The 24,209-nt window shown below is 68.5% G+C and carries 20 protein-coding genes and 1 pseudogene; 12 read left to right on the plus strand and 9 right to left on the minus strand.

The window, feature by feature from the left end:
- Positions 1-53: 53 nt before the first annotated feature.
- The 8 genes and pseudogenes from H9L41_RS18085 to ald all read right to left on the minus strand — a co-directional run bounded on the left by H9L41_RS18085 (position 54) and on the right by ald (position 9,251).
- Positions 54-947 carry an ABC transporter permease subunit gene (locus H9L41_RS18085; RefSeq protein ID WP_051318826.1) on the minus strand — a complete coding sequence of 298 codons (894 nt, stop codon included), beginning with the start codon at positions 945-947 and terminating at the stop codon, positions 54-56.
- Complete coding sequence (locus H9L41_RS18090; RefSeq protein WP_028445337.1) at positions 944-1,891, minus strand: ABC transporter permease subunit; 948 nt, start codon at positions 1,889-1,891, stop codon at positions 944-946. Before H9L41_RS18090 ends, H9L41_RS18085 begins: the two co-directional genes overlap by 4 nt.
- A complete protein-coding gene (locus H9L41_RS18095; protein ID WP_051318827.1) occupies positions 1,888-3,015 on the minus strand; it encodes an ABC transporter ATP-binding protein in 1,128 nt (375 codons plus the stop codon). Before H9L41_RS18095 ends, H9L41_RS18090 begins: the two co-directional genes overlap by 4 nt.
- A gap of 136 nt (positions 3,016-3,151) precedes the next feature.
- Positions 3,152-4,246, minus strand: a complete 1,095-nt coding sequence (locus tag H9L41_RS18100) for a polyamine ABC transporter substrate-binding protein (RefSeq protein ID WP_028445339.1) — start codon at positions 4,244-4,246, stop codon at positions 3,152-3,154.
- Positions 4,247-4,366: 120 nt separating this feature from the next.
- On the minus strand, positions 4,367-5,782 hold the full coding sequence (locus H9L41_RS18105; RefSeq protein WP_028445340.1) for an aspartate aminotransferase family protein: 1,416 nt from the start codon (positions 5,780-5,782) through the stop codon (positions 4,367-4,369).
- 71 nt (positions 5,783-5,853) lie between these two features.
- Positions 5,854-7,181: pseudogene (locus H9L41_RS18110) on the minus strand (glutamine synthetase family protein).
- Between the two features lie 149 nt (positions 7,182-7,330).
- A complete protein-coding gene (locus H9L41_RS18115) occupies positions 7,331-8,086 on the minus strand; it encodes a gamma-glutamyl-gamma-aminobutyrate hydrolase family protein (RefSeq protein WP_028445342.1) in 756 nt (251 codons plus the stop codon).
- 49 nt (positions 8,087-8,135) lie between these two features.
- Entirely contained in the window at positions 8,136-9,251 is a 1,116-nt protein-coding gene (ald, locus tag H9L41_RS18120) for an alanine dehydrogenase (RefSeq protein ID WP_028445343.1), read from the minus strand.
- Between the two features lie 305 nt (positions 9,252-9,556).
- Between ald and H9L41_RS18125 the strand changes: the two genes are divergently transcribed.
- Together H9L41_RS18125 and H9L41_RS18130 are read left to right on the plus strand one after the other, a co-directional pair.
- Positions 9,557-10,126, plus strand: coding sequence for a cupin domain-containing protein (locus H9L41_RS18125; RefSeq protein ID WP_028445344.1), 570 nt, complete (start codon positions 9,557-9,559; stop codon positions 10,124-10,126).
- A gap of 256 nt (positions 10,127-10,382) precedes the next feature.
- Positions 10,383-11,873 carry an aldehyde dehydrogenase gene (locus tag H9L41_RS18130; RefSeq protein WP_028445345.1) on the plus strand — a complete coding sequence of 497 codons (1,491 nt, stop codon included), beginning with the start codon at positions 10,383-10,385 and terminating at the stop codon, positions 11,871-11,873.
- 127 nt (positions 11,874-12,000) lie between these two features.
- Here the strand turns inward: H9L41_RS18130 and H9L41_RS18135 are convergent, their stop codons facing one another.
- A complete protein-coding gene (locus tag H9L41_RS18135) occupies positions 12,001-13,305 on the minus strand; it encodes an erythromycin esterase family protein (RefSeq protein WP_157461898.1) in 1,305 nt (434 codons plus the stop codon).
- 437 nt (positions 13,306-13,742) lie between these two features.
- Between H9L41_RS18135 and H9L41_RS18140 the strand changes: the two genes are divergently transcribed.
- The 10 genes from H9L41_RS18140 to eutC all read left to right on the plus strand — a co-directional run bounded on the left by H9L41_RS18140 (position 13,743) and on the right by eutC (position 24,048).
- Positions 13,743-14,615 carry a helix-turn-helix transcriptional regulator gene (locus H9L41_RS18140; protein WP_187523523.1) on the plus strand — a complete coding sequence of 291 codons (873 nt, stop codon included), beginning with the start codon at positions 13,743-13,745 and terminating at the stop codon, positions 14,613-14,615.
- Positions 14,616-14,675: 60 nt separating this feature from the next.
- Positions 14,676-16,103: a circularly permuted type 2 ATP-grasp protein gene (locus tag H9L41_RS18145; protein ID WP_028445348.1), complete on the plus strand. Its 1,428-nt coding sequence runs from the start codon at positions 14,676-14,678 to the stop codon at positions 16,101-16,103.
- 2 nt (positions 16,104-16,105) lie between these two features.
- The gene (locus H9L41_RS18150) at positions 16,106-16,678 is read left to right on the plus strand and encodes a GNAT family N-acetyltransferase (RefSeq protein ID WP_051318828.1); all 573 of its coding nucleotides are present in this window, start codon (positions 16,106-16,108) and stop codon (positions 16,676-16,678) included.
- A complete protein-coding gene (locus H9L41_RS18155; RefSeq protein WP_028445349.1) occupies positions 16,678-17,619 on the plus strand; it encodes an alpha-E domain-containing protein in 942 nt (313 codons plus the stop codon). The genes H9L41_RS18150 and H9L41_RS18155 overlap by 1 nt, the downstream gene beginning before the upstream one ends.
- Before the next feature lie 19 nt (positions 17,620-17,638).
- Entirely contained in the window at positions 17,639-18,154 is a 516-nt protein-coding gene (locus H9L41_RS18160) for an arsinothricin resistance N-acetyltransferase ArsN1 family B (RefSeq protein WP_028445350.1), read from the plus strand.
- Between the two features lie 350 nt (positions 18,155-18,504).
- The gene (locus H9L41_RS18165) at positions 18,505-19,299 is read left to right on the plus strand and encodes a transglutaminase family protein (RefSeq protein WP_028445351.1); all 795 of its coding nucleotides are present in this window, start codon (positions 18,505-18,507) and stop codon (positions 19,297-19,299) included.
- A gap of 106 nt (positions 19,300-19,405) precedes the next feature.
- A complete protein-coding gene (locus H9L41_RS18170; RefSeq protein WP_265583831.1) occupies positions 19,406-20,251 on the plus strand; it encodes a proteasome-type protease in 846 nt (281 codons plus the stop codon).
- A 100-nt stretch (positions 20,252-20,351) separates the two neighbouring features.
- Positions 20,352-21,725 carry an ethanolamine permease gene (gene eat, locus H9L41_RS18175; protein WP_051318829.1) on the plus strand — a complete coding sequence of 458 codons (1,374 nt, stop codon included), beginning with the start codon at positions 20,352-20,354 and terminating at the stop codon, positions 21,723-21,725.
- Positions 21,726-21,880: 155 nt separating this feature from the next.
- Complete coding sequence (locus H9L41_RS18180) at positions 21,881-23,278, plus strand: ethanolamine ammonia-lyase subunit EutB (RefSeq protein WP_028445353.1); 1,398 nt, start codon at positions 21,881-21,883, stop codon at positions 23,276-23,278.
- Entirely contained in the window at positions 23,272-24,048 is a 777-nt protein-coding gene (gene eutC / locus H9L41_RS18185; RefSeq protein ID WP_028445354.1) for an ethanolamine ammonia-lyase subunit EutC, read from the plus strand. The genes H9L41_RS18180 and eutC overlap by 7 nt, the downstream gene beginning before the upstream one ends.
- Positions 24,049-24,209: the final 161 nt, after the last annotated feature.

Here is a 24,209-nt window from a genome sequence, read left to right on the forward strand (position 1 = left end):
CCTTCGTCTTCCAGGACCTTGAGTCCTTTTCCATTGCCGCACAGCGGCCGGCGCTATTCGGTCTTGCCCGAGAACGCCGCCTGCATCGCCCGCTCGCGCTTGGCCTGGGCCGACAGCATCAGCCGGTTCGACACGATCACGAACACCGTCACCACCACGATCACGATGGTCGCCAGCGCATTGATCTCCGGCGTGAGGCCGAGGCGGATCGAGGAGAAGATCCACTGCGGCATGGTGGTCGAGCCGGGGCCGGACAGGAAGGCGGTCAGCACGTAGTCGTCGAGCGACAGCGTGAAACTCAACAGCCAGCCGGCCACCAGCGCCTGCGAGATCACCGGCAGGGTGATGACGAAGAACACCTTGAACGGATGGCAGCCGAGATCCATCGCGGCATCCTCGAGCGAACGGTCGAGCTCCTTCAGCCGCGACTGCACCAGCACCGCCACGTAGGCCATGCACAGCGTGGTATGGCCGATCCAGATGGTGACCATGCCGCGCTCGCCGAAGGCCCAGCAGCCGAAGCGGCTCAAGAGGCCGCTCGGCGGCGGCTCGGCGCCGCAGCCCAGGCCCGATTGCAGTGCGACGAACAGCAGCAGCATCGACAGGCCGACGATCACCTCCGGCATCACCATCGGCGCGGTGACCAGGCCGGCGAACAGCGACTGGCCGCGGAAACGACCGAACCGCGCCAGCACGAAGCCGGCCACCGTGCCCAGCACCACGGCCAGCGTGGCCGACATGAAGGCGATCTTGAAGCTCAGGCCGGCCGCGTGCAGCAGCTCGTCGTCGTTGACCAGCACCTGGTACCACTTGAGCGAGAAGCCGCCCCAGACGGTGACCAGCCGCGATTCGTTGAACGAATACAGGATCAGGCTGGCGATCGGCGCATACAGGAAGAAGAAGCCCAGCACCATGTAGAGCCGGTTGGCGAAAGGCATGCGGTTCATTTGCCGGCCTCCTGCTGTTTCTGCTCGAAGCGGTGGAACCAGACGATCGGTGCGATCAGCAGCGCGAGCATGATGACCGCCACCGCCGAGGCCTGCGGCCAGTCGAGGTTGGCGCCGAAGTCGTCCATCAGCTTGTTGCCGATGAACACCACGTCGCCGCCGCCCAAGAGCGCCGGGATCACGTACTCGCCGACGGCCGGGATGAACACCATCATCGAGCCGGCGATGATGCCGGCCTTGGACAGCGGCAGCGTGATGCGGATGAAGGTGGTCAGCGGCTTGGCGCCGAGGTCGGCGGCGGCTTCGAACAGCCGGCCGTCGAGCTTCACCAGGTGGGCGTAGAGCGGCAGGATCATGAACGGCAGGTAGTTGTAGACCATCCCCAGCAGCACCGAGAACGGCGTGTACAGGAGCTGCAGCGGCGCGTCGATCAGGCCCAGGCCCAGCAGGATGTTGTTGATCACCCCGTTGTCCTTGAGGATGCCGATCCAGGCGTAGACCCGCAGCAGGAAGGACGTCCAGAACGGGATCATCACCATCATCAGCAGCGTGTTGCGCGTCGCCTCGTTGGCCCGGGCGATGTTGTAGGCCAGCGGGTAGCCGATCAGCAGCGTCAGCAGCATGGTCAGGAAGGCGAGCTTGATCGCGTTCCAATAGGCGATGACGTACTGGCTCTCCTCGCGCGCTTCCTGCAACGGCTTCTCGACGAAGGCGTCGACCTCGTCGAACACCGTCTGGTACTTGGTGGTGTCGAGCGCGATGGTGGTCTTGTTGTCCTCCTGCTTGAGCAGCGGCGTGTACGGCGGCTGGGCGATGTCGGGCTCGGCGAAGCTGATCTTGAGCACGAAGAAGAAGGGCAAGAGGAAGAACACCAGTAGCCAGACGTAGGGGACCGCGATCACCCCGGTCCGGCCGCTGGGCAGGCGGGCTAGGAGCTTTTTCATGATGTCAGCACCACGCCTTCACGGTCGGACCACTTGACCACGATCGGGTCGCCCCAGGTGGCCGGCTTGTCGTCGCCCCAGTGGCTGGAGGGCACGTTGGCGATCACGATGCGGCCGGAGGCGAGCTTGACGTGGTAGACCGAGTGCGAGCCGAGGTAGGCGATATCGTGCACCGTGCCCTCGGCCCAGTTGTACTGCGCCTCGGGCTTGTTGCGGCACAGCGTGACGTCCTCGGGCCGCACCGAGTACCACACGGTCATGCCCTTGGGCCCGGTGATGCCGTGGTCGACGTAGATGCCGCGCGGCAATTCGGCGCTGTCGATCACCACGTGGTCGGGCTCGTCGACGCTGAGCTTGCCCTCGAAGATATTGGTGGTGCCGATGAATTCGGCGGTGAAGCGGCAGTTCGGGTATTCGTAGATCTCGCGCGGGCCGCCGACCTGCTTCAACTTGCCCTCGCTCATGATGGCGATGCGGCCGGCCATGGTCATGGCCTCTTCCTGGTCGTGCGTCACCATGATGCAGGTCACGCCGACGGTCTCGATCACGTTGACCAGTTCGAGCTGGGTTTCCATCCGCAGCTTCTTGTCGAGCGCGCCGAGCGGCTCGTCCAAGAGCAGCAATTTGGGGCGCTTGGCCAGCGAACGCGCCAAGGCGGTGCGCTGCTGCTGGCCGCCGGACAGCTGGTGCGGCTTGCGGCGGGCCAGCTTCTTCATCTGCACCAGCTCGAGCATCTTGCTGACGCGGTCGGCGATCTGATCGCGGGGCAGCTTGTCCTGCTTGAGGCCGAAGGCGATGTTCTGCTCGACCGTCATGTGCGGGAACAGCGCATAGGACTGGAACATCATGTTGACCGGCCGGATGTAGGGCGGCATGTCGGTGATGTCCTGGCCGTCGAGGATGATGCGGCCCTCGGTCGGCGTCTCCATGCCGGCCAGCATGCGCAGGAGCGTGGATTTGCCTGAGCCGGAGCTGCCGAGCAGCGCGAAGATCTCGTTCTTCGGGATCACGAGGTCGACGTCGTCGACCGCGTAGAAGTCCCCGAACTTCTTCGTCACGCCCTTGATTTCGAGATAGTTCTGCTTGCCGTCGCCCTGGGCGAGTTCGGTCGGTGTTACCGCCACGATGAAAGCTCCGTACTGGGTGCGGTTGGCGCTGTCGATATCCGGCTCACCCGATCCGGCGAGCGGGATGTCGGCAGCACCATGCCGTTAAAAAGGCCGGCATTTTAAATAAATGCCGGCCCCGCTGTGACTGCGATTATTTCGCAGCCTTGAACTGGTTGAAATACTTGGTGATCAGCTTCTGCTCGGCCGGTGCGATCGGCTTTTTGGCCTGCAGCTTGGTCATGGCTTCCTGGCTCATGAAGATCTTGGGATCGCTGGCGATCTTCTTGTCCACGAACGGCGCCGACTTGAGGTTGGGGTTGGCGTAATTGACGAAATTGGAAATCTCGGCCGCCACCTTGGGCTCGAGGATGTAGTTGATCCACTTGTGGGCGTTGTCGGCGTTCTTGGCGTCCTTGGGGATCGCCATATTGTCGATCCAGGCCACCGTGCCCTTCTGCGGCACCACGTATTCGATCTTCTGCTTGTTCTTGGCCTTCTCGGCGCGGTCCTTGGCGATATAGGTGTCGCCGTTGAAGGACATCGCCACGCAGACGTCGCCATTGGCCAAGAGGTCGATCGGCGAGCTGTTGAACAGCCGCACGTCGGGTCGCACCTTCTTCAGCACCTCGGTGGCGGCCTTGAGCTGGGCTTCGCTGTGGTCGTTGGCGTCCTTGCCCAGGTAGATGTTGACCATCGAGTAGACGTCGCTGCCGGTGTCCATGAAGGAGATGCCGCAGGACTTGAGCTTGTTGGTGTACTTCGGATTGAACAGCAGTTCCCACTCGTCCGCCGGCATCGGCTCGGCGCCGAGCGCCTTCTTCACCTTGTCGACGTTGATGCCGAAGGCGGTGGTGCCCCACATGTACGGCACCAGGAACTTGTTGCCCGGGTCGGCCATCTCGGCCATTTTCAGGATTTCGGGGTTGAGGTTGGCCCAGTTCGGGAGCTTGGTCTTGTCCAGCGGCAGGTAGACGCCCGACTGGATCTGCTTGGCGGCGAATTCCAGCGAAGGCACCACGATGTCGTAGCCCGACTTGCCGGTCAGCAGCTTGGCCTGCAGCGTCTCGTTGCTGTCGTAGACGTCGTACTTGATCTTGACGCCGTTGGCCTTCTCGAAATTCGGCACGGTCTGCTCGCCGACGTAATCGTTCCAGTTGTAGATGTTCAACTGGCCGGCGGCTTGGGCCGTCAGGGACAGTGCCGCCACGGCGGCGGCCGCCATGGTGATCGCGAATTGCTTAGCCATCGAGTTGCGCTCCTTGGAATGGGGTCGGGTGTCGAGTGTTGCCAAGAAAACTGCAGGACTTCGGGGTTGCCGCGGCGGCCCCCGACTGCCGCGGCATCAAGCATCAACTATTCCAGCACATCACGCCATGCCGAGATCGCGCGCGGTCAGGCCGATGCAATGCGCGGCCTTTTCGACCAGTTCGTCGATCTCGCCGCGGGTCATCACCAGCGGCGGGCTCAGCAGCATGCGGTCGGCGGTGGCGCGCATGATCAGGTTGTTGCGGAAGCAATGGTCGCGGCACTGGTTGCCCAGGCCCCACGGATCGTCGAAGCGCTGGCGGGTGGCCTTGTCCTTCGTCAGCTGGATGCCGGCGACCAGGCCCGCGCCATGCACCTCGCCGACCAGCGGCGAGCCGGCCAGCGCCTCGCGCAGGCTGTTCTGGAAGTAGGGCCCGGTATCGGTGCGCACCTGGTCGACGATGCCGTCGTCGCGCAGCATGCGGATGTTGGCGACCGCGACCGCGGCGGCGACCGGATGGCCCGAGTAGGTCAGGCCGTGGTTGAAGTCGCCGGCCGACATCAGCACGTCGGCGACGCGGCGGTGCAGGCCGACCGCGCCGATCGGCACGTAGCCCGACGACAGGCCCTTGGCCATGGTGATCAGGTCCGGCTCGAAGCCGAAGTGCTGGTGGGCGAACCACTGGCCGGTGCGGCCGAAGCCGCCGATCACTTCGTCGGCGCACAGCAGGATGTCGTACTTGCGGCAGATGCGCTGGATCTCGGGCCAGTAGGTGTCGGCCGGGAAGATCACGCCGCCGGCGCCCTGGAACGGCTCGCCGATGAAGGCCGCGACGTTGTCGGCGCCGATCTCGAGGATCTTGGCCTCGAGTTCCTGCGCGCGCGCCAGCGCGAACTGCTCGGGCGTCTGGTCGCCGCCGTCGGCATACCAGTAGGGCTGGTTGATGTGGGCGATATTGGGCACCTGGCTCGGCATCTGCTCGTGCATGTAGCCCATGCCGCCGAGCGAGGCGCCGGCGATGGTCGAACCGTGGTAGCCGTTGTGGCGCGAGATGAAGTAGCGCTTCTGCGGCTTGCCCTGCGCCGCCCAGAACTTGTGCACGATGCGGATGACCGTGTCGTTGCCTTCCGAGCCCGAGTTGCAATAGAAGAAGTGCTCGAAGCCGGCCGGCGCCACTTCGGACAGCAGCTGCGACAGCTCGATCACCGGCGGGTGGGTGGTCTTGAAGAAGGTGTTGTAGTACGGCAGCTCGAGGATCTGCTTGTAGGCGACGTCGGCCAGCTCCTTGCGGCCGTAGCCGACGTTGACGCACCACAGCCCGGCCATGCCGTCGATGATCTTGTTGCCCTCGCTGTCCCACAGGTAGACGCCCTGCGCATGGGTGATCACCCGGCTGCCGATCTTGTTCAGCGCGCCCATGTCGCTGAACGGATGCAGGTGGTGGGCGGCGTCCATCTGCTGCCATTCGCGCGTGGTGCGGGCAGGCTTGCGGGCCTCGGCGTGGATGGCGGGACGGGTTTCGAACGGGTTGGTCATCGCGGTTCTCCATGGCGGCCGCTCCTGGCGGCCGCCTGATTTCGGTGTGGCTGGGGGTAAAACGGTGGTGCTTACACGTTGAGCAGCAGGTGGCTGCGCTCCCACGAGCTGATCACGCGGAAGAAGGTGTCGTATTCCTTCTCCTTCACCGCGCAATAGGCGTTGACGAAGTTGGCGCCGAACACCTCGGCGATGTCGGCCGAGTCGCGCATCAGCTCGACGGCGTCCTCGAGGTGGCGCGGCAGCTCGTAGTCCAGATCGTAGCCGCTGGTGATCATCGGGTCGGACGGCTTGAGGCCCTTGACCATGCCGAGGTAGCCGCAGGCCAGCGTGGCGGCCATGGCGAGGTAGGGGTTCACGTCGACGCCCGGCACGCGGTTCTCGACCCGGCGCGCCTCGGGCCCGAGTTGGGCACGCGGATGCCGACGGTGCGGTTGTCGTAGCCCCACTGCAGGTTGATCGGCGCGGCGGTGAAGCGCGACAGCCGGCGGTAGCTGTTGACGAAGGGCGCCATGATCGGCATCACCGACGGCATGTAGCGCTGCAGGCCGGCGATATAGCTGAGGAACAGGTCGGACGGGCCGCCGTCGGCGTTGGAGAAGACGTTGCGGCCGTCCTTGTCGACGATGCTCTGGTGCACGTGCATCGCGCTGCCCGGCTCCTCCTGCATCGGCTTGGCCATGAAGGTGGCGTAGATGTTGTGGCGCAGCGCGGTCTCGCGCACCACCCGCTTGAACAGGAACACCCGGTCGGCCAGGTCGAGCGCGTCGCCGTGGACGAAGTTGATCTCCATCTGGCCGGCGCCGACTTCATGGATCAGCGTGTCGACGTCGAGCCGCATCACGTCGCTGTACTCGTAGACGTCCTCGAAATAGGGGTCGAATTCGTTCACCGCGTCGATGCTGTAGCTCATGCGGCCGGTCTCGGCGCGGCCGGTGCGGCCGACCGGCGGCTTGAGCGGGATGTCGGGATCGATATTGCGCTCGACCAGGTAGAACTCCAGCTCGGGCGCCACCACCGGCTGCCAGCCGCGCTGCTTGTACAGGTCGAGCACCTTGCGCAGCACGTAGCGCGGCGAGATGTCGACCGGCGTGCCGTCGAAGTGCACGCAGTCGTGGATCACCAGCGCGGTCGGCTCGGGCGCCCAGGGCACCAGCCGCACCGTGTTGAAGTCGGGCACGCAGACCACGTCCGGATCGGTCGGCCCGGTGATGCTGTCGTCGTCGGGCCAGTCGCCGGTCACGGTCTGGATCAGCACCGCCTTGGGCAGCCGCATATTGGCCGAGTTGAACTGGCTCTTGGGCAGGATCTTGCCGCGGGCCACGCCGGTCATGTCGGGCACCACGCACTCGACTTCGGTGATGCCGTGCTCGCGGAAGAAGTCTTGGAACTGGTTCATGCTGTTTTTCGCCGCTGGATGCGGACGAACCTCCGGTTGTTTGTCATCCGGGCGACGTTGGAAAGCGCGGCGGGCGCGGCGCGAAGCCGGCCCGTCGCTTTCCAATGGCGCTTGACGACGGGTGTTCCGCCCGGGGCGGACTAGGCGGCCTAGCTGCGGCTCGCCAGATGGCGCCGGCAATCGTCGCCGAAAGCCTTGAACAGCTTCACGGACAACGGGTTGTCGGCGTACTTCCACTCGGGGTGCCATTGCACCGCGAGCGTGAAACCTTGCGCATCGCGCACCGAGAAGGCCTCGATCAGGCCGTCCGGCGCCACCGCCTCGGCGCGCAGGCCCTCGCCGAGCCGTTGCACGCCCTGGTTGTGGATCGAATTGACGCGCGCTTCCTTCATGCCGCTGATGCGGTGGATCAGCCCGTCGGCCGTGAAGCTGACCGGGTGGGCCGGGCCGTACTGCACGGCGAGATCGGCGGCCGCGTCCTCGCGGTGGTCCATCATGCCCGGCGTCTCGTGCACCTTCTGGTGCAGCGTGCCGCCGAACACCACGTTCATCTCCTGGAAGCCGCGGCAGATCGCGAACACCGGGATGCCGCGCGCGACCGCCGCCTTCATCAGCGGCATCGCGGTCTCGTCGCGCGCGGTATCGAGGAACTGGCCCTCGGGCAGTTCCGGCCCGCTGTAGCGCCGGGGGTCGACCATCGACACGCTGCCGGTGAACATGAAGCCGTCCACCAGCTCCAGCAGCGAATCGAAGTCCTGCCGCTCGCCGAGCGCCGGGATCAGCATGGCGAGGCAGCCGGCGCCGTCGACCACCGCGTCGATGTACTTCTCGCCGACGCAATGGAAGGGGTGATGACCGAGCATCTTGCGGTCGGCCACCAGGGCGACCAGGGGTTTGCGTTTCATGTTCTCCACCATTCGGTTGCGGGCCGCGCGCGGGCGGCACGGCCGGGGTTCAGTTCAGCAGCGAGTCGGCCGGCACGTATTCGTAGGCCAGATCGCGCGCCACGGCCGCGTAGGTGATCTTGCCCTCGCATACGTTGAGGCCGTTCCTCAGGTGGACATCGTCGCGCAGCGCGCGTTTCCAGCCCTTGTTGGCGATCGCCACCGCGTGCACCAGCGTGGCGTTGGTCAGGGCGATGGTCGAGGTGCGCGCCACGCCGCCCGGCATGTTGGCCACGCAGTAGTGGGTCACGCCGTCGACCACGTAGGTCGGCTCCTGGTGGGTGGTCGCGCGCGAGGTCTCAAAGCAGCCGCCCTGGTCGATCGCCACGTCCACCAGCACCGAGCCCGGCTTCATCAGTTTTAGCATGTCGCGCGTCACCAGCTTGGGTGCCGCGGCGCCGGGGATCAGCACCGCGCCGATCACCGCGTCGGCCGCCTTCAGTTCACTCTCGATCGCGTCCTGAGTCGAGTACAGCGTCTTGATGCGGCCGCCGAACGCTTCGTCGATTTCCTTCAGGCGCGGCAGCGAGCGGTCGAGGATGGTCACGTCGGCGCCGAGGCCGGCCGCCATGCGTGCCGCGTGGACGCCGACCACGCCGCCGCCGATCACCGTGACGTGGCCGGGGGCCACGCCGGGCACGCCGCCGAGCAGCACGCCCGAGCCGCCCTGCGATTTCTCCAGCGCGCGCGCCGCGGCCTGGATGGCCATGCGGCCGGCGACCTCGGACATCGGCGCCAGCAGCGGCAGGCCGCCGCGGCCGTCGGTCACCGTCTCGTAGGCGATCGCCACGGCGCCGGACTTGACCAGCGCGGCGGTCTGCTCGGGATCCGGCGCCAGGTGCAGATAGGTATAGAGGATCTGGCCGGGCCGCAGCATCGCGCACTCGACCGGCTGCGGCTCCTTCACCTTGATGATCATCTCGGCGCGCTTGAAGATTTCCTCGGCGCTCTGCACGATCTGGGCCCCTGCGTCGAGATACTGCTCGTCGGGGAAGCCGATGGCGGTGCCGGCATGGGCCTGCACCAGCACGTCGTGGCCGTTGCGCTTCAGTTCCTTGACCCCGGCGGGCGTCAGGCCCACGCGGTATTCATGGTTTTTGATTTCCTTCGGTACGCCGATCAGCATTTGGTGTTGTCTCCGTTTTTGAGGTCTGGAACGGGCCGCGCTCGTGGCATGGTCCGCAGGACGCGTTCACCGGCCTGGTGCGTCAAACATTCTCAACGCACCGGCCCTGTGCGATGTCAAACTTATTAAACACCAGCCCTCAAACGGCGCACAAGAAACATCGGTTGTGCAGCGCAATAAACGAAATATCAAGGACTTTACCGCTTGCGCACGCTTGCAACGGCGCAGAAGCCCGTATAATTTCCCATGACGAGGCGTTCATCATATTGAACACTCGGGACGCCTAGAAAAGCAAGGAAGATGCCATGTCGATGGAAGTCAGCACCCGGCTCAAGCTGGTGCGCGAGAAGCACGCGCTGTCGCAGCGCGAGCTGGCCAAGCGCGCCGGAGTGACCAACAGCACCATTTCGCTGATCGAGCAGAACCGGGTGAGCCCCTCCATCTCTTCTCTGAAGAAGGTGCTGGACGGCGTGCCGATGAGCCTCGCCGAATTCTTCACCTTCGATATAGAAGAGCCGGCCAAGCCCTCGCCATTCTTCGACGCCGAGACCATGCCCGACATCGGCGGCGAGGGCGTCGCGCTCTACCTGGTCGGCCATGGCGTGCAGAACCGCCACATCACCATGCTGCGCGAGATCTACGCCGGCGGCGCCGACACCGGCGCCGAGATGCTGAGCCACGCCGGCCAGGAGGTCGGCATGGTGGTCAAGGGCGAGATCGAGCTCACGGTCGACAAGCAGACCCGCGTGCTCAAGCCCGGCGAAGGCTATTACTTCGATTCGAGCCTGCCGCACCGCTTCCGCAATCCGGGCCGCGACGAGGCCGAACTGGTCAGCGCCAGCCTGGTCAGCCCGAATGCGGCGCCGAGCTTCTGAGAGCCTGGCATGCGTGACGACCTTCGCGACAGAACGATCCGCAGTGCAGGCACCCGGCACAGCCGGGCGCATGCGGTCGGCACGTACTCGACCCATCGGCTCTCCCCTGATTCACCCCTGCTCCCCCGCCCTCGCCGCCGCGAGGGGGCCTCGCTTCGCTCGAGCGCATCGATCTCGACGATGCGTTGCATTTGATCGATTTTCGGGAGCCACGAAGCAGCGGCCGCTCCCCATCACCCAGTTCACGGAGATCACGATGACCGACAAGAATTTCGACTACTGGCAAGGCCGCGCCGCCGACCTGCGCATCGAGGGCCGCGCCTTCATCGACGGCGTCTACGTCGACGCCGCCGACGGCGGCACCTTCGACTGCGTCAGCCCGATCGACGGCCGGACCATCGCCAGGATCGCCGACAGCGGCGAAGCCGAGGTCGAGGCCGCGGTCGCCGCCGCCCGCCGCAGCTTCGAGGCCGGCGTCTGGGCCAACCTCAATCCGCGCCAGCGCAAGAAGACCATGCTGAAGTTCGGCGCGCTGATCCGCCAGCACGCCGACGAACTGTCGCTGCTCGAGACGCTCGACGCCGGCAAGCCGATCGGCGACACCACCACGGTCGACATCCCCGGCGCCGCCTACTGCGTCGAGTGGTTCGGCGAGGCGATCGACAAGATCGGCGGCGAAGTGGCGCCGGCCGACCATCACCTGGTCGGCCTGGTCACGCGCGAGGCGATCGGCGTGGTGGCGGCGGTGGTGCCGTGGAACTTCCCGATCCTGATGGCGGCCTGGAAATTCGCCCCGGCGCTGGCCGCCGGCAACTCGGTGATCCTCAAGCCGTCGGAGAAGTCGCCTCTGACCGCGATCCGCGTCGCCCAGCTGGCGCTCGAGGCCGGCATCCCGGCCGGCGTGTTCAACGTGCTGCCCGGCGCCGGCAACGTCGGCCGCCTGCTGGCCCAGCACATGGACATCGACTGCATCGCCTTCACCGGCTCGACCGCGGTCGGCAAGCTGATCATGCAGTACGCCGGCCAGAGCAACCTCAAGCGCACCTGGCTCGAGCTCGGCGGCAAGTCGCCCAACATCGTGCTGCCCGACTGCCCCGACCTCGACCGCGCCGCCGCCTCGGCCGCCGGCGCGATCTTCTACAACATGGGCGAGATGTGCACCGCCGGCTCGCGCCTCCTGGTCCACCGCGACATCAAGGACGACTTCATTGCCCGCGTGCTCGAGCAGGCCAAGAAATGGGTGCCGGGCCATCCGCTCGACCCGGCCACCGGCATGGGCGCCATCGTCGACCAGATCCAGCTCGAACGCGTGCTCGGCTACGTCGAGGCCGGCCGCGCCGAATCGACGCTCTTGTGCGGCGGCGACCGGGTCGAGCCGATCGCCGGCGGCTACTACCTGCAGCCGACCATCTTCGAGGTGAAGCCGACCGACCGCGTGGCGCGCGAGGAGATCTTCGGCCCGGTGCTGTCGGTGATCGTGTTCGACACGATCGACGAGGCGGTGCAGATCGCCAACGACAGCGACTACGGCCTGGCCGCCGCGGTCTGGACCGGCAACCTGACCACCGCCCACGACGTGGCCCGCAAGCTGCGCGCCGGCACGGTATGGGTGAACTGCTACGACGAGGGCGGCGACATGAACTTCCCGTTCGGCGGCTTCAAGCAGTCGGGCAACGGCCGCGACAAGAGCCTGCATGCGCTGGAGAAGTACACCGAGCTGAAGTCGACCTTGGTCAGGCTGCGCTGATCGCTCGCATCGCTCCGCGAAAGCCCGGCACTTGCCGGGCTTTTGCTTTGCCGGCCGCCGGCGCAAGCAAGGCGGAGGTTCCTGTAGGTCGGGCTTTATGCCCGACCTACGACGGCGTGCGACCCCGTCAGCCAGGGAAGCGGAAGCCCGCCTCCATCTCCGCCGGCTCGATCCGGTCAACGTAGAACAGCCCGTCGACGTAATCGCCGAGCGGCCCTTCATAGCAGCCGCCGTCGGCGTAGTAGGACAGGCCGACCGTGGTCGCCGGCGAATCCAGCCAGTGCGCGCCGTCGGCCGTGGCGCGGGCGCCGCGCAGGTCGAGAAAGCCCATCGGCTGGCCGCCGGCATGCCAGGCCGCCTCGAGCGAGCAGGCGCGTGAAGCGTCGACGTGGAGCAGGCTGCCGTCGGTGAACTCGCGGTGGCGGCCGGCATGGCCGGCGACGGCGACCTTGTAGTACGCGTCGCCGTAGCGGCGCTGCAGCGCCTCGCCCATGCTGCGGGCGCCGCCGCCGTCGCCATCGGCCCGCGCGGCGTGGACGGCCAGGTCCAGCGCATGCCCGGTCATGGCCCAGACGATCACCTTCCTGCCGGCGTAATAGCGGTCGGCCAGGTATTCGACGTTGCGCGCCATCTGCACGTCGCGCGCATAGGGCCGGGCCGGATCCCACATCGTGGCGCCCTGGGCGGCGATGCTGTCGATCTGCCGGCGCCAGAATCCGGACGAATCGGGAAATGCGTAGGCATCGGCCACGCCGGCCAGCGCCGCGTCGAGCCGGGCCGCGGCGCGCTCGAAGGCGGCAAGTTCGGCGGCCGCCGGCGGCTCGGCACGCATGGCGAGCACGGCTTCGGCGACGCGGGTGAAATCGTTCCAGCCGCCGCCGGTCGCCAGCGCACCGAGGCCCTTGCCGCGCAGGAAGCCGGCCAGCCCCGGCAGCAGGCCGGCCTGCGAGCGCGCCCCGCCGTGCGGCGTGTCCATCGCGGTCAGCACCAAGGGCCTGGGGTCGTGCTTGTGTCGGTCGACGTAGTCGTACAGCGCACGCATCTCGACGCTGCGGTTGTACATGTAGAACAAGCTGCCGAACGAGGCCTGGCGCGCGGCCGCGCCGGCCTGCACCTCGTGCCACAGCGACTGGCCGTCGTACATGCCGCTTTCCAGCAGCAACACCTCGAAGCCCTTGCGCTCGTGCAGGTAGCGAACCAGCCGCGACTTGAGCAGGAAGGTGTTGGATTCGCCGTGGCTGACCTCGCCCAGCGCCACGATGCGCGCCTCGCCGACCGCGCGGCCGAAGGCGGCCAGGTCGGCGTCGTCCGGCGCGGCCGGGTCGACGCTGGCGAGCGGTACAACCTGGCCGGCCAGCCAGCGCGCCAGCTCGGCCGGCGCCTCCTCGCCCCGGGCGCCGAGCGACAGCGCGCAGGCGAGGACGAAACCCATGATCGATTGCCGGCGCGCCATGACGCTGCCTCCCTGTGAGCGAATGCCGCCGACTATAGGCAGCGGCGGGCATCACTGGAATGTCGCGAGCCATCGTCTAATTTGTCTGTATCCAACGTTGGAATGAGCAAGTGGGTGAGGGGTGAGGGGTGAGGGGTGAGGTGTAACCCCATCCCCACCCCAGCCCTCCCCTTGAAGGGGAGGGAGTCCGTGCAGTGAAAGCACGCAAGCCTGTGAAGATCGCTAACGGTGGAGGCTGTCGCGCCCTGCTCCTCCCCTTCAAGGGGGAGGTTGGGAGGGGGATGGGGTTACACCTCACCCCTCACCCCTCACACCTCACTCCCCCAAACCATGCCCCTCATCTACCAGGAACGCCTCGACATCTCCCCGCCTGCCGCCAGTCCTTCATCGGCGGCCAGCCCTTCCACCGGCCGCACGTGCCGACGCTGTTCGATCACGGCATCCTGATGATGGGCATCACCGAGGCGCGCGAGCGCTACGAGGTCGAGCGCATCGGGGTGAGCTGGCATGTGGCGGCGATCGGCCTCGAGGGTGAAGGCGAGGTGTTCGACGAGGCGGGTAGCCGGCCGTTGCGGCCGGGCCAGCTGGCGGTGCTGCCGGCGCTGGGCCGCGCCGGCCTGCGCCTGGTCGGCGCATGCTGGCGCTTCGCCTGGCTGCTGCCCTACGACCGCCCGCGCTGGGCCGGCCTGCATGGCGCGCTGCCGACCATCGCGCCGGCCGTCGGTGCCGAATCGCTGTACCACGCCATCGCACTGGCCTGCGGCGAGGCCGCGCTGGCCGAACAGGGCCAGGCGACGGCGGCCATCGGGCTGGCGGTGACGCTGTTCGAGCGCGCCCTCGGCCAGCCGCGGCCGGCCGACGCCACGGCGCAGCGGCTGGCCGCGCTGTTCGGCCGGGTCGAGGCGGCGCCGGCCGAGGACTGGCGGACCGAGCAGCTGGCCGCGCTGCACGGCGTGTCGCCGACCCATTTCCACCGCCTGTGCCGCCAGCACCTGGGCCGCAGCCCGCGCACGCTGCTGCTGGAGGCGCGCATGGCGCGCGCGCAGGCCCTGATCCTGGCCGGCCAGGACAGCGTGACCGAGCTGGCGCTGGCGGTCGGCTACCGCGAGATCGCCAGCTTCTCGCGCCGCTTCGCCCAGCACTTCGGCACCCCGCCGAGCGCGGCGATCCGGCAGGCGCGCGAACCGGCCGCGGCGGCCATTCCGGCGCACCAAAGCGGTTCGGAGCACCACCATGGTGCATCCTTACATGCCACCGCTGCGGCCATGCCGGGCAAGCCGTTGATCTGACAGGACATCTCCGCTCGGCACGGCGCTTGCATTGAGCCAGCAAATTCCAAGGGAGCCGACATGCACGCCCTCACCCTCCCCGCTCCGTCGCACTACGACGAGATGCTGCTCGCCTCCGGCGCGGTCCGCTCGCACTACCAGCCGTTCGCCGACTGGCTGCACGCCCAGACGCCCGACGCGCTGGCCAAGAAGCGGGCCGAAGCCGACCTGCTGTTCCACCGCGTCGGCATCACCTTCGCGGTCTACGGCGACGAGGCCGGCGCCGAGCGGCTGATCCCGTTCGACACCGTGCCGCGCATCGTGCCGGCGGCCGAGTGGACCATGCTGCAGGCCGGCCTCAAGCAGCGCGTCACCGCGCTGAACCGCTTCCTGTGGGACATCTACCACGACCACGAGATCATCAAGGCCGGCCTGGTGCCGGCCGAACAGGTGTTCGCCAACGCGCAGTACCAGCCGGCCATGCAGGGGCTGGACCTGCCGCACGGCATCTATGCCCACATCACCGGCGTCGACCTGATCCGCCATTCGGACGGCGGCTACTACGTGCTGGAGGACAACCTGCGCGTCCCCTCGGGCGTGAGCTACATGCTCGAGAACCGCAAGATGATGATGCGGCTGTTCCCCGAGCTGTTCGCCCGCTACCCGGTGGCGCCGGTGGCGCACTACCCGACGCTGCTGCTCAACACGCTGCGCCACGCCAGCACGGTCGACAACCCGACCGTCGTGGTGCTGACGCCGGGGCCGTACAACTCGGCCTATTTCGAGCACGCCTTCCTGGCCCAGCAGATGGGCGTCGAGCTGGTCGAGGGGCAGGACCTGTTCGTCAAGGACGACTACCTCTACATGCGCACCACGGTCGGCCCGCAGCGCGTCGACGTGATCTACCGCCGCATCGACGACGCCTTCCTCGATCCGCTGGCGTTCCGGCCCGACTCGATGCTCGGCGTGCCGGGCCTCTTGTCGGTCTACAAGCAGGGCAACCTGATCCTGGCCAACGCGATCGGCACCGGCGTGGCCGACGACAAGTCGATCTACCCCTACGTGCCGGACATGATCCGCTTCTACCTCGGCGAGGAGCCGATCCTCTACAACGTGCCGACCTGGCAGTGCCGCAAGCCCGAGGACCTCGACCACGTGCTGAACCACCTGGCCGAGCTGGTGGTGAAGGAGGTCCACGGCGCCGGCGGCTACGGCATGCTGGTCGGCCCGGCCGCCAGCCGCGCCGAGATCGCCGACTTCCGCGAGCGGGTGCTGGCCAATCCGTCCAACTACATCGCCCAGCCGACGCTGTGCCTGTCGAGCTGCCCCACCTTCGTGCAGAGCGGCATCGCGCCGCGCCACATCGACCTGCGCCCCTTCGTGCTCAGCGGCCGCGAGACCCACATGGTCGCCGGCGGGCTGACCCGGGTGGCGCTCAAGGCCGGCTCGCTGGTGGTCAATTCGTCGCAGGGCGGCGGGACCAAGGACACCTGGGTGCTGGAGGAATGACCATGACCGAGCCCGTGCACATCTCCGAGGTGCCCTACGCCGAGGCGGCGCCGCTGCTCGACGGCCTGTGCGCGCTGCTGGCCGATTCGGTCGACGGCGGCGCCAGCATCGGCTTCCTCGCCCCGCTGGGCTGGCAGGAGGCGCGGCGCTACTGGCTCGACGTGTTCGACCAGTTGCGCGGCGGCGGCCTCATGCTGTGGGTGGCCCGGCGCGACGGGGTGGTGGTCGGCACCGTCCAGCTGTCGCCGGCCGGCCGCGCCAACGGCCGCAACCGCGCCGAAGTGCAGAAGCTGATGGTGTCGCCGCGCTGGCGCGGCCAGGGCATCGCCCGGCTGCTGATGCTGGCGCTGGAAGCGCGCGCGCAGGGGCTCGGCCGGGGCATGCTGCATCTCGACACCGAGGCCGGTTCCGGCGCCGAAGGCTTCTATGCCGCGCTGGGCTACCGCCGCGTCGGCGAGATCCCCGATTTCGCCGCCAGCCCCGACGGCACCCTGCGCCCGACCGCGATCTACTACAAGCTGCTGATCGACCGCAGCGTCGAACCTGCGACCGCCGTTGCGGTCGAGGAGGAATGATGCTTTCGCGTACCGCTGCCCAGCTCTACTGGATGAGCCGCTACCTGGAGCGCGCCGAAAACCTGGTGCGCATGCTCGACGTCGCCCACTCGCTGTCGCTCTTGCCGCAGTCGCACGGCGCCTCGGCCGAACTGGCCGCGCCGCTGGCCGTCACCGGCACGCTCGACGCGTTCGGCGGCCGCCACGCCAAGCTCGACGGCGACCGGCTGCTGACCTTCATGGCGCTCGATCTCGACAATCCGGCCTCGGTGCTCAGCTGCCTCAAGTTCGCCCGCGAGAACGCCCACGCGGTGCGCGGCCAGATCACCGCCGAGATGTGGGAGGCGATCAACGCCACCTGGCTCGAGGCGCGCACGCTGCCGCAGCGCGGCATCTCCAGCGTGAGCGGCTTCTTCGACTGGGTGAAGGAGCGCTCGCACCTGTTCCGCGGCGCCACCTACGGCACGCTGCAGCGCAACGACGCCTACTGCTTCATCCGGCTCGGCACCTTCGCCGAGCGCGCCGACAACACCGCGCGCCTGCTGGACGTGAAGGCCCACCTGATCGTGCCGAGCCACAGCGAATCGGCGCCCCACTTCTACGCCTGGAGCGCGCTCTTGCGCTCGCTGTCGGCGTTCGAGGCCTACCACGCCGCCTACCGCGACAGCCTGGACGGCCGCCGGGTGGCCGAACTGCTGATCCTGCGCCCGGACGTGCCGCGCAGCCTGCGCGCCTGCTGCGACGAGATCCGCAGCATCCTGCCGCAGATCGAGGCGGTGCTCGGCGCCGCCGATGCCGGCCGCCACGTGAAGCGGCTGGCCGGCAAGCTGGCGATCAAGCTCGAATACGGCGCCATCGACGAAATCCTCGAGATGGACCTGCATGCCTGGCTGACCGATTTCCTGGCCGATTCGGCGGTGCTCAGCGAGGCGATCCGCGCCGCCTATTTCGAGGCGGCCTGAAATCCCCGACATGACCCCGATGAGCACCGACACCGACGGCAGCACGCTTACCCTGCGCCCGGCCAGCGCCGCCGACGCGGCCGCCATGGCCGCGCTGTACAACCCCTACATCCTCGACAGCACGATCAGCTTCGAGACCGAACCGATCGACGCGGCCGAGATGGCGGCGCGGCTGGCCAACGTCGAGGCCGCCGGCCTGCCCTGGCTGGTGGCCGAGGTCGACGGCGTGCTGGCCGGCTACGCCTACGCCGCCAGGTGGCGCGTGCGGGCGGCCTACCGCCATGCGGTCGAGACCAGCGTCTACCTGGCCGCCGGCCACGGCCGCCGCGGGCTCGGCACCCGGCTCTACCAGGCGCTGCTGGCGCGGCTGCGCGACGGCGGCCTGCATACCGCGATCGGCGGCATCGCGCTGCCCAATGCGGCCAGCGTGGCGCTGCACGAGAAGCTCGGCTACCGGCGGGTGGCGCTGTTCGAGGAGGTGGGGTTCAAGTTCGGGCGAAGGATCGACGTGGGGTATTGGCAGTTGATGCTGTAGGGTTGGCCATTCCTGCTGTCGGCATAGGGATGTGGGTTAATTGAACGAGCGCCGGCTCTTAGCCCCTCTCCCCCGGGAGAAGCACCCGTTCCTGCGATGCAGGAACGGGGAGGTGAGGGAGCGACGGTTCGGCCGTCTACTGACGTTGATCCAAACCACGCAACGACAGCCATCCAAGCTACGCCCCGACGGGCAGCAATGACTCCACCGGCGCGCCCTCACCCTGCCCTCTCCCGGAGGGAGAGGGTTGGCCGCGCCAACTCCATACCGTAGCCGCAGTTCGAGCCTCGTCAGCGGAATTCGCTGCCCATCCCTCCTATCCCCACAACAACAACGCCCAGGAGACCCCCATGCGCCTCGCCATCGAACACGAAACCGTCTACCGCTACGACACCCCGGTCGCGCGCAGCACCCAGTACCTGCGACTCACCCCGAAGAGCGCCGGCCGGCTGCGGGTGATCGACTGGCAGCTCGAGCTGCCCGCCCCGGCCAGCCGCGGCATCGACGCCTACGGCAACGTGCTGCACGTGCTCACGCTCGACATGCCGCACAGCGAGATCCGCTTGCGCGCGGCCGGCACGGTCGAGACCGACGACACGCCGCCGCAGCCCGAGGCCGACGACGGCCTGCCGCCGGCGGTGTTCCTGCGCGACTCGCCGCTGACGCTGGCCGACGCCACGCTGATCGGCTTCGTGCAGGATTTCGCCGCCGCGGTGGCGGCCGACCGCCAGGCCGGCCTGGCCGCGCTGATGCAGGCGCTGGCCGAGCGCATGCCCTACACGCCGGGCCACACCGACGTCGCCACCTCGGCCAGCGAAGCCTTCGCCAGCGGTCGCGGCGTCTGCCAGGACCATGCCCACGTCCTGGTCGCCTGCGCGCGCCTGCTCGGCGTGCCGGCGCGCTACGTCAGCGGCTACCTGGCGACCGACCACGACCACGTCGCCAGCCATGCCTGGGCCGAAGCCTGGCTGGGCACGGGCTGGCTCGGCTACGACGTGAGCAACCGCTGCCTGGCCGGCGGCCAGCACGTCAAACTGGCGGTCGGCATGGACTACCTCGACGCCTGCCCGGTCCGCGGCGTGCGCGTCGGCGGCGGCGGCGAGGCGATGCACGCGGTGGCGAAGGTGAGCGCGGCCGACCAGTGACGCCGGCAGCGGACATGCAATCCGGCGCCCATGAGCGGATGCCAGGCTCTAAACTGGAACTCTTCCCAACCGTAACCGCCGTACCGCTATGACTTATTGCGTCGCCATGCGCCTCGAGGCCGGCCTGCTGTTCGCCTCCGATTCCCGTACCAATGCCGGTGTCGACCACATCGCCACCTTCCGCAAGATGACCGTGTTCGAGCAGGCCGAGGAACGCCTGATCGTGCTGCTGAGCTCGGGCAACCTCGCCACCACCCAGAGCGTGGTCAGCCTGCTGCAGCAGCGGCTGCACCACGACGGCATGCACCTGCTGAACGCGCGCTCGATGTACGACGCCGCCGAGCTGGTCGGTCAGACCATCCGCGAGGTGCTGGCGCGCGACGCCCACGACATCCAGCAGGCGCAGGGCATCGACTTCGGCGGCAACTTCCTGGTCGGCGGCCAGATCCGCGGCGAGGCGCCGCGGCTGTTCCATGTCTATCCGCAGGGCAATTTCATCGAGGCCTGCGAAGACACGCCCTACTTCCAGATCGGCGAATCGAAGTACGGCAAGCCGATCATCGACCGGGTGGTCGACTTCCGCACCACGCTGGCCGAAGCGGCCAAGTGCACGCTGATCTCGTTCGATTCGACCGTGCGCAGCAACCTGTCGGTCGGCCTGCCGATCGACATGCTGCTGTACCGCGGCGACTCGTTCGCGCCGGCCAGGCCGCACCGCATCGACCGCGAGGACCGCTACTTCATGCGCCTTCGGCGCGGCTGGGCGAGGGCCTGCGCCGGGTGTTCGCGCGGCTGCCCGACGCCGAGTGGTTCGAGACGCCCGACGAGCCCAAGCGCTGAGCGCCGGCGGCGACCCAAGGCCGGGCGACGCGATGCTGCGCCGCACCACGGCGATGCAGCGAAGGGCGGCTGCCTTGCCCTCATGCTGCGCCGCAACGCAGCAAGCGCTTGAATCGACAGGGCCGGTGGCACGGCAGGCGCCGGCCGGGAGCGCTTGGCACGGCTCCTGCTGAAGGTGCTGCGCGGCATGTGCCGCGAGCGGGAGGACGACGATGGACAATGGGCTCAAACGGACGCTGGGCGCCTGGCAGCTGTGGGGGATCGCGGTCGGGCTGGTGATCTCGGGCGAATATTTCGGCTGGAGCTACGGCTGGGCCCAGGCCGGCACGCTGGGCTTCATGGTCACCGCGCTGTTCGTCGCGGCGATGTACGCCGCCTTCATCTTCAGCTACACCGAGCTGACCTGCGCGATTCCGCATGCCGGCGGGCCGTTCGCCTACGCCCGGCGGGCCTTCGGACCGGCCGGCGGCTTCCTGGCCGGTATCGCCACGCTGATCGAATTCGTCTTCGCGCCGCCGGCCATCGCACTGGCCATCGGCGCCTATCTCAACGTCCAGTTCCCCGGCATCGATCCGAAGGTCGCGGCGGTCGGCGCCTACCTGGTGTTCATGGCGCTCAACATCGTCGGGGTCGGCATCGCCGCGGCCTTCGAGCTGTTCGTCACCGTGGTGGCGATCGGCGAATTGCTGGTGTTCATGGGCGTGGTGGCGCCCGGCTTCAGCCTGGCCAACTTCGTGCGCGGCGGCTGGAGCGGCCAGGACGAATTCGGCCTCGCCGCCTGGAGCGGCATGTTCGCCGCCATCCCGTTCGCGATCTGGTTCTTCCTCGCCATCGAGGGCGCCGCCATGGCGGCCGAGGAAGCGCACGAACCGCGCCGCACCATTCCGCGCGCCTACATCGGCGGCATCCTCACCCTGCTGGTGCTGGCGGTCGGCGTGATGGTGTTCGCCGGCGGCGCCGGCGACTGGCGCGCGCTGTCCAACATCAACGACCCGCTGCCGCAGGCGATGAAGATGATCGTCGGCGCCGAGAGCGGCTGGCTGCACATGCTGGTCTGGATCGGCCTGTTCGGCCTGGTGGCCAGCTTCCACGGCATCATCCTGGGCTACTCGCGGCAGATCTTCGCGCTCGGCCGCGCCGGCTACCTGCCGCGCGCGCTGGCCGCCGTGCACCCGCGCTTCCGCACGCCGCACCGCGCCATCCTGGCCGGCGGCGCGGTCGGCATCGCCGCCATCTTCAGCGACAGCGTGCTGACCATCGGCGGCCAGCCGCTGACCGCCAACATCGTCACGCTGTCGGTGTTCGGCGCGATCGTGATGTACATCGTCTCGATGGCCAGCCTGTTCAAGCTGCGGCTGAGCGAGCCCGGCCTCGAGCGCAGCTTCCGCGCGCCGGGCTACCCCTGGCTGCCGGGCTTCGCGCTGTTCGCCGCCTGCATCTGCCTGGCCGCGCTGATCTACTACAACCTGATGCTGTCGCTGATCTTCGCCGGCTTCCTGGCGGTCGCCTTCGGCTACTTCCTGCTCACCGGCGCGCAGCGCGCCGAGGCGCCGGCCGATGCGCTGCTGGATGGACCGATGACCTGAGGCGGCTTGCGTAGGTCGGAATTGACTTCCGGCGGCGATCTGAAATACGGGCGCTGTCGGAAGCCCTGAATTCCGACCTACACGCCCGCACGCAATCCGCGGCCACGCCCGCCAGACCGAATCCAACCGCATCCACCGGCAGAAGACCGTCCACCATGCCCTTCGCCTGCACCCTCGGCGCCACGCGCCACGTCTTCGCCGATCTCAAGGACCTGCTGGCCAAGGCCAGCCCGGCGCGCTCGGGCGATGCGCTGGCCGGCGTGGCGGCCCACAGCGCCGAGCAGCGCATGGCGGCGCGCTGGGCGCTGGCCGACCTGCCGCTGCGCCATTTCCTCGCCGAGACGCCGATCCCCTACGAAAGCGACGAGGTGACCCGGCTGATCGTCGACGGCCACGACGCCGCCGCCTTCGCGCCGCTGGCCGCGCTCACCGTCGGCGAGTTCCGCGAATGGCTGCTGCACGAGGACACCGACAGCGCGGTGCTGGCCGCCGTCGCGCCCGGCATCACGCCCGAGATGGCGGCCGGCGTGAGCAAGCTGATGCGCAACCAGGACCTGATCGCGGTGGCGCGCAAATGCCGGGTGGTCACCGCCTTCCGCGACACCATCGGCCTGCCGGGCCGGCTGTCGGTGCGGCTGCAGCCCAACCATCCGACCGACGACGCGCGCGGCATCGCCGCCTCGATGCTCGACGGCCTGATGTACGGCGTCGGCGACGCGGTGATCGGCATCAACCCGGCCTCCGACAGCGTGCCGGCGCTGACCGCGCTGTGGCGCCTGCTCGACGAGGTGATCGCCCGCCACGCGATCCCGACCCAGAGCTGCGTGCTGACCCACGTGACCCAGCAGATCCGCGCCATCGAGGCCGGCGCGCCGGTCGACCTGGTGTTTCAGTCGGTGGCCGGCACCGAGGCGGCCAACGCCGGCTTCGGCATCAGCCTCGCGCTGCTCGACGAGGCACGGCAGGCGGCGCTGTCGCTCGGCCGCGGCACGGTCGGCGACAACGTGATGTATTTCGAGACCGGCCAAGGCAGCGCGCTGTCGGCCGGCGCCCACCACGGCGTCGACCAGCAGACCTGCGAGGCGCGCGCCTACGCGGTGGCGCGCCATTTCGAGCCGCTGCTGGTGAACACCGTGGTCGGCTTCATCGGGCCCGAGTACCTGTACGACGGCAAGCAGATCATCCGCGCCGGGCTGGAGGACCACTTCTGCGGCAAGCTGATGGGCGTGCCGATGGGTTGCGACGTCTGCTACACCAACCATGCCGAGGCCGACCAGGACGACATGGACAACCTGCTGGTGCTGCTCGGCGCGGCCGGCGTCAATTTCGTGATGGGCGTGCCCGGCGCCGACGACATCATGCTCAACTACCAGAGCACCTCGTTCCACGACCAGCTGTTCGTGCGCGAGGTGCTCGGCCTGCGGCGCGCGCCCGAATTCGAGGCCTGGCTGGCCGACCTGCAACTGGCCGACGCGCGCGGGCGCCTGCTGCCGGCGCGCGGCGACCACCGGCTGCTGGCCGCCTTCGATGGCAACGGAGAAACGCCATGCTGACGCCCAAGGACCCGTGGCAGGCGCTGGCCGGCCACACCCAGGCGCGCATCGCGCTGGGCCGCGCCGGCAACGGCCTGCCGACCCGCGAAGTGCTGCAGTTCGGCCTGGCCCACGCCCAGGCGCGCGACGCGGTGCACCTGCCGCTCGACACGGCGGCGCTGATGGCCGAGCTCGGCGCGCGGGGACTCGACGTGCTGGCGGTCGCCAGCCAGGCGGCCGACCGGCGCGACTACCTGCAGCGGCCCGACCTGGGCCGCCGGCTCGACGCGGACGGCCGGGCGCTGCTGGCGGCACGCGGCGGCGCGGGCTGCACCCTGGCGATCGTGATCGGCGACGGCCTGTCGGCGCTGGCGGTGCAGCGCCAGGCCGCCGCCACGGTGGCCGCGCTGCTGCCGCTGCTGGGCGGGCTGCAACTGGGCCCGCTGGTGGTGGCGCGGCAGGCGCGGGTGGCGCTGGCCGACGAGGTCGGCGAGCTGCTCGGCGCGCGGCTGGCGCTGATGCTGCTGGGCGAGCGGCCGGGTCTCTCCTCGCCCGACAGCCTGGGCGCCTACCTGACCTTCGCGCCGCGCGTGGGCCGGCTGGATGCGGAGCGCAACTGCGTCTCCAACATCCGCCCCGAGGGCCTGCCGCCGCTCCAGGCCGCGCGCAAGCTGGCCTGGCTGATCCAGGCGGCGCTGGCGCGGCAGCTGACCGGGGTGGGATTGAAGGACGACAGCGACGCGGCGCTGCCCATGGCAGGCGGCACGCCCGGCTTGCTGGCCGAAAGCTGATCGCCGCCACGCGGCCTGTCCCTGTAGGAGCAGCTTCAGCCGCGAATCGGCGAGCGTTCACCTGCGGCCATTCGCGGCTGAAGCCGCTCCTACACATGCGTTGTGGCCACGCGGCCATGGCGACATCCCCGCTCCGGCCGCAACTGCTACTGCAGCTCCGA

This window comes from Chitinimonas koreensis, from assembly GCF_014353015.1.
GTDB lineage: Bacteria > Pseudomonadota > Gammaproteobacteria > Burkholderiales > Chitinimonadaceae > Chitinimonas > Chitinimonas koreensis.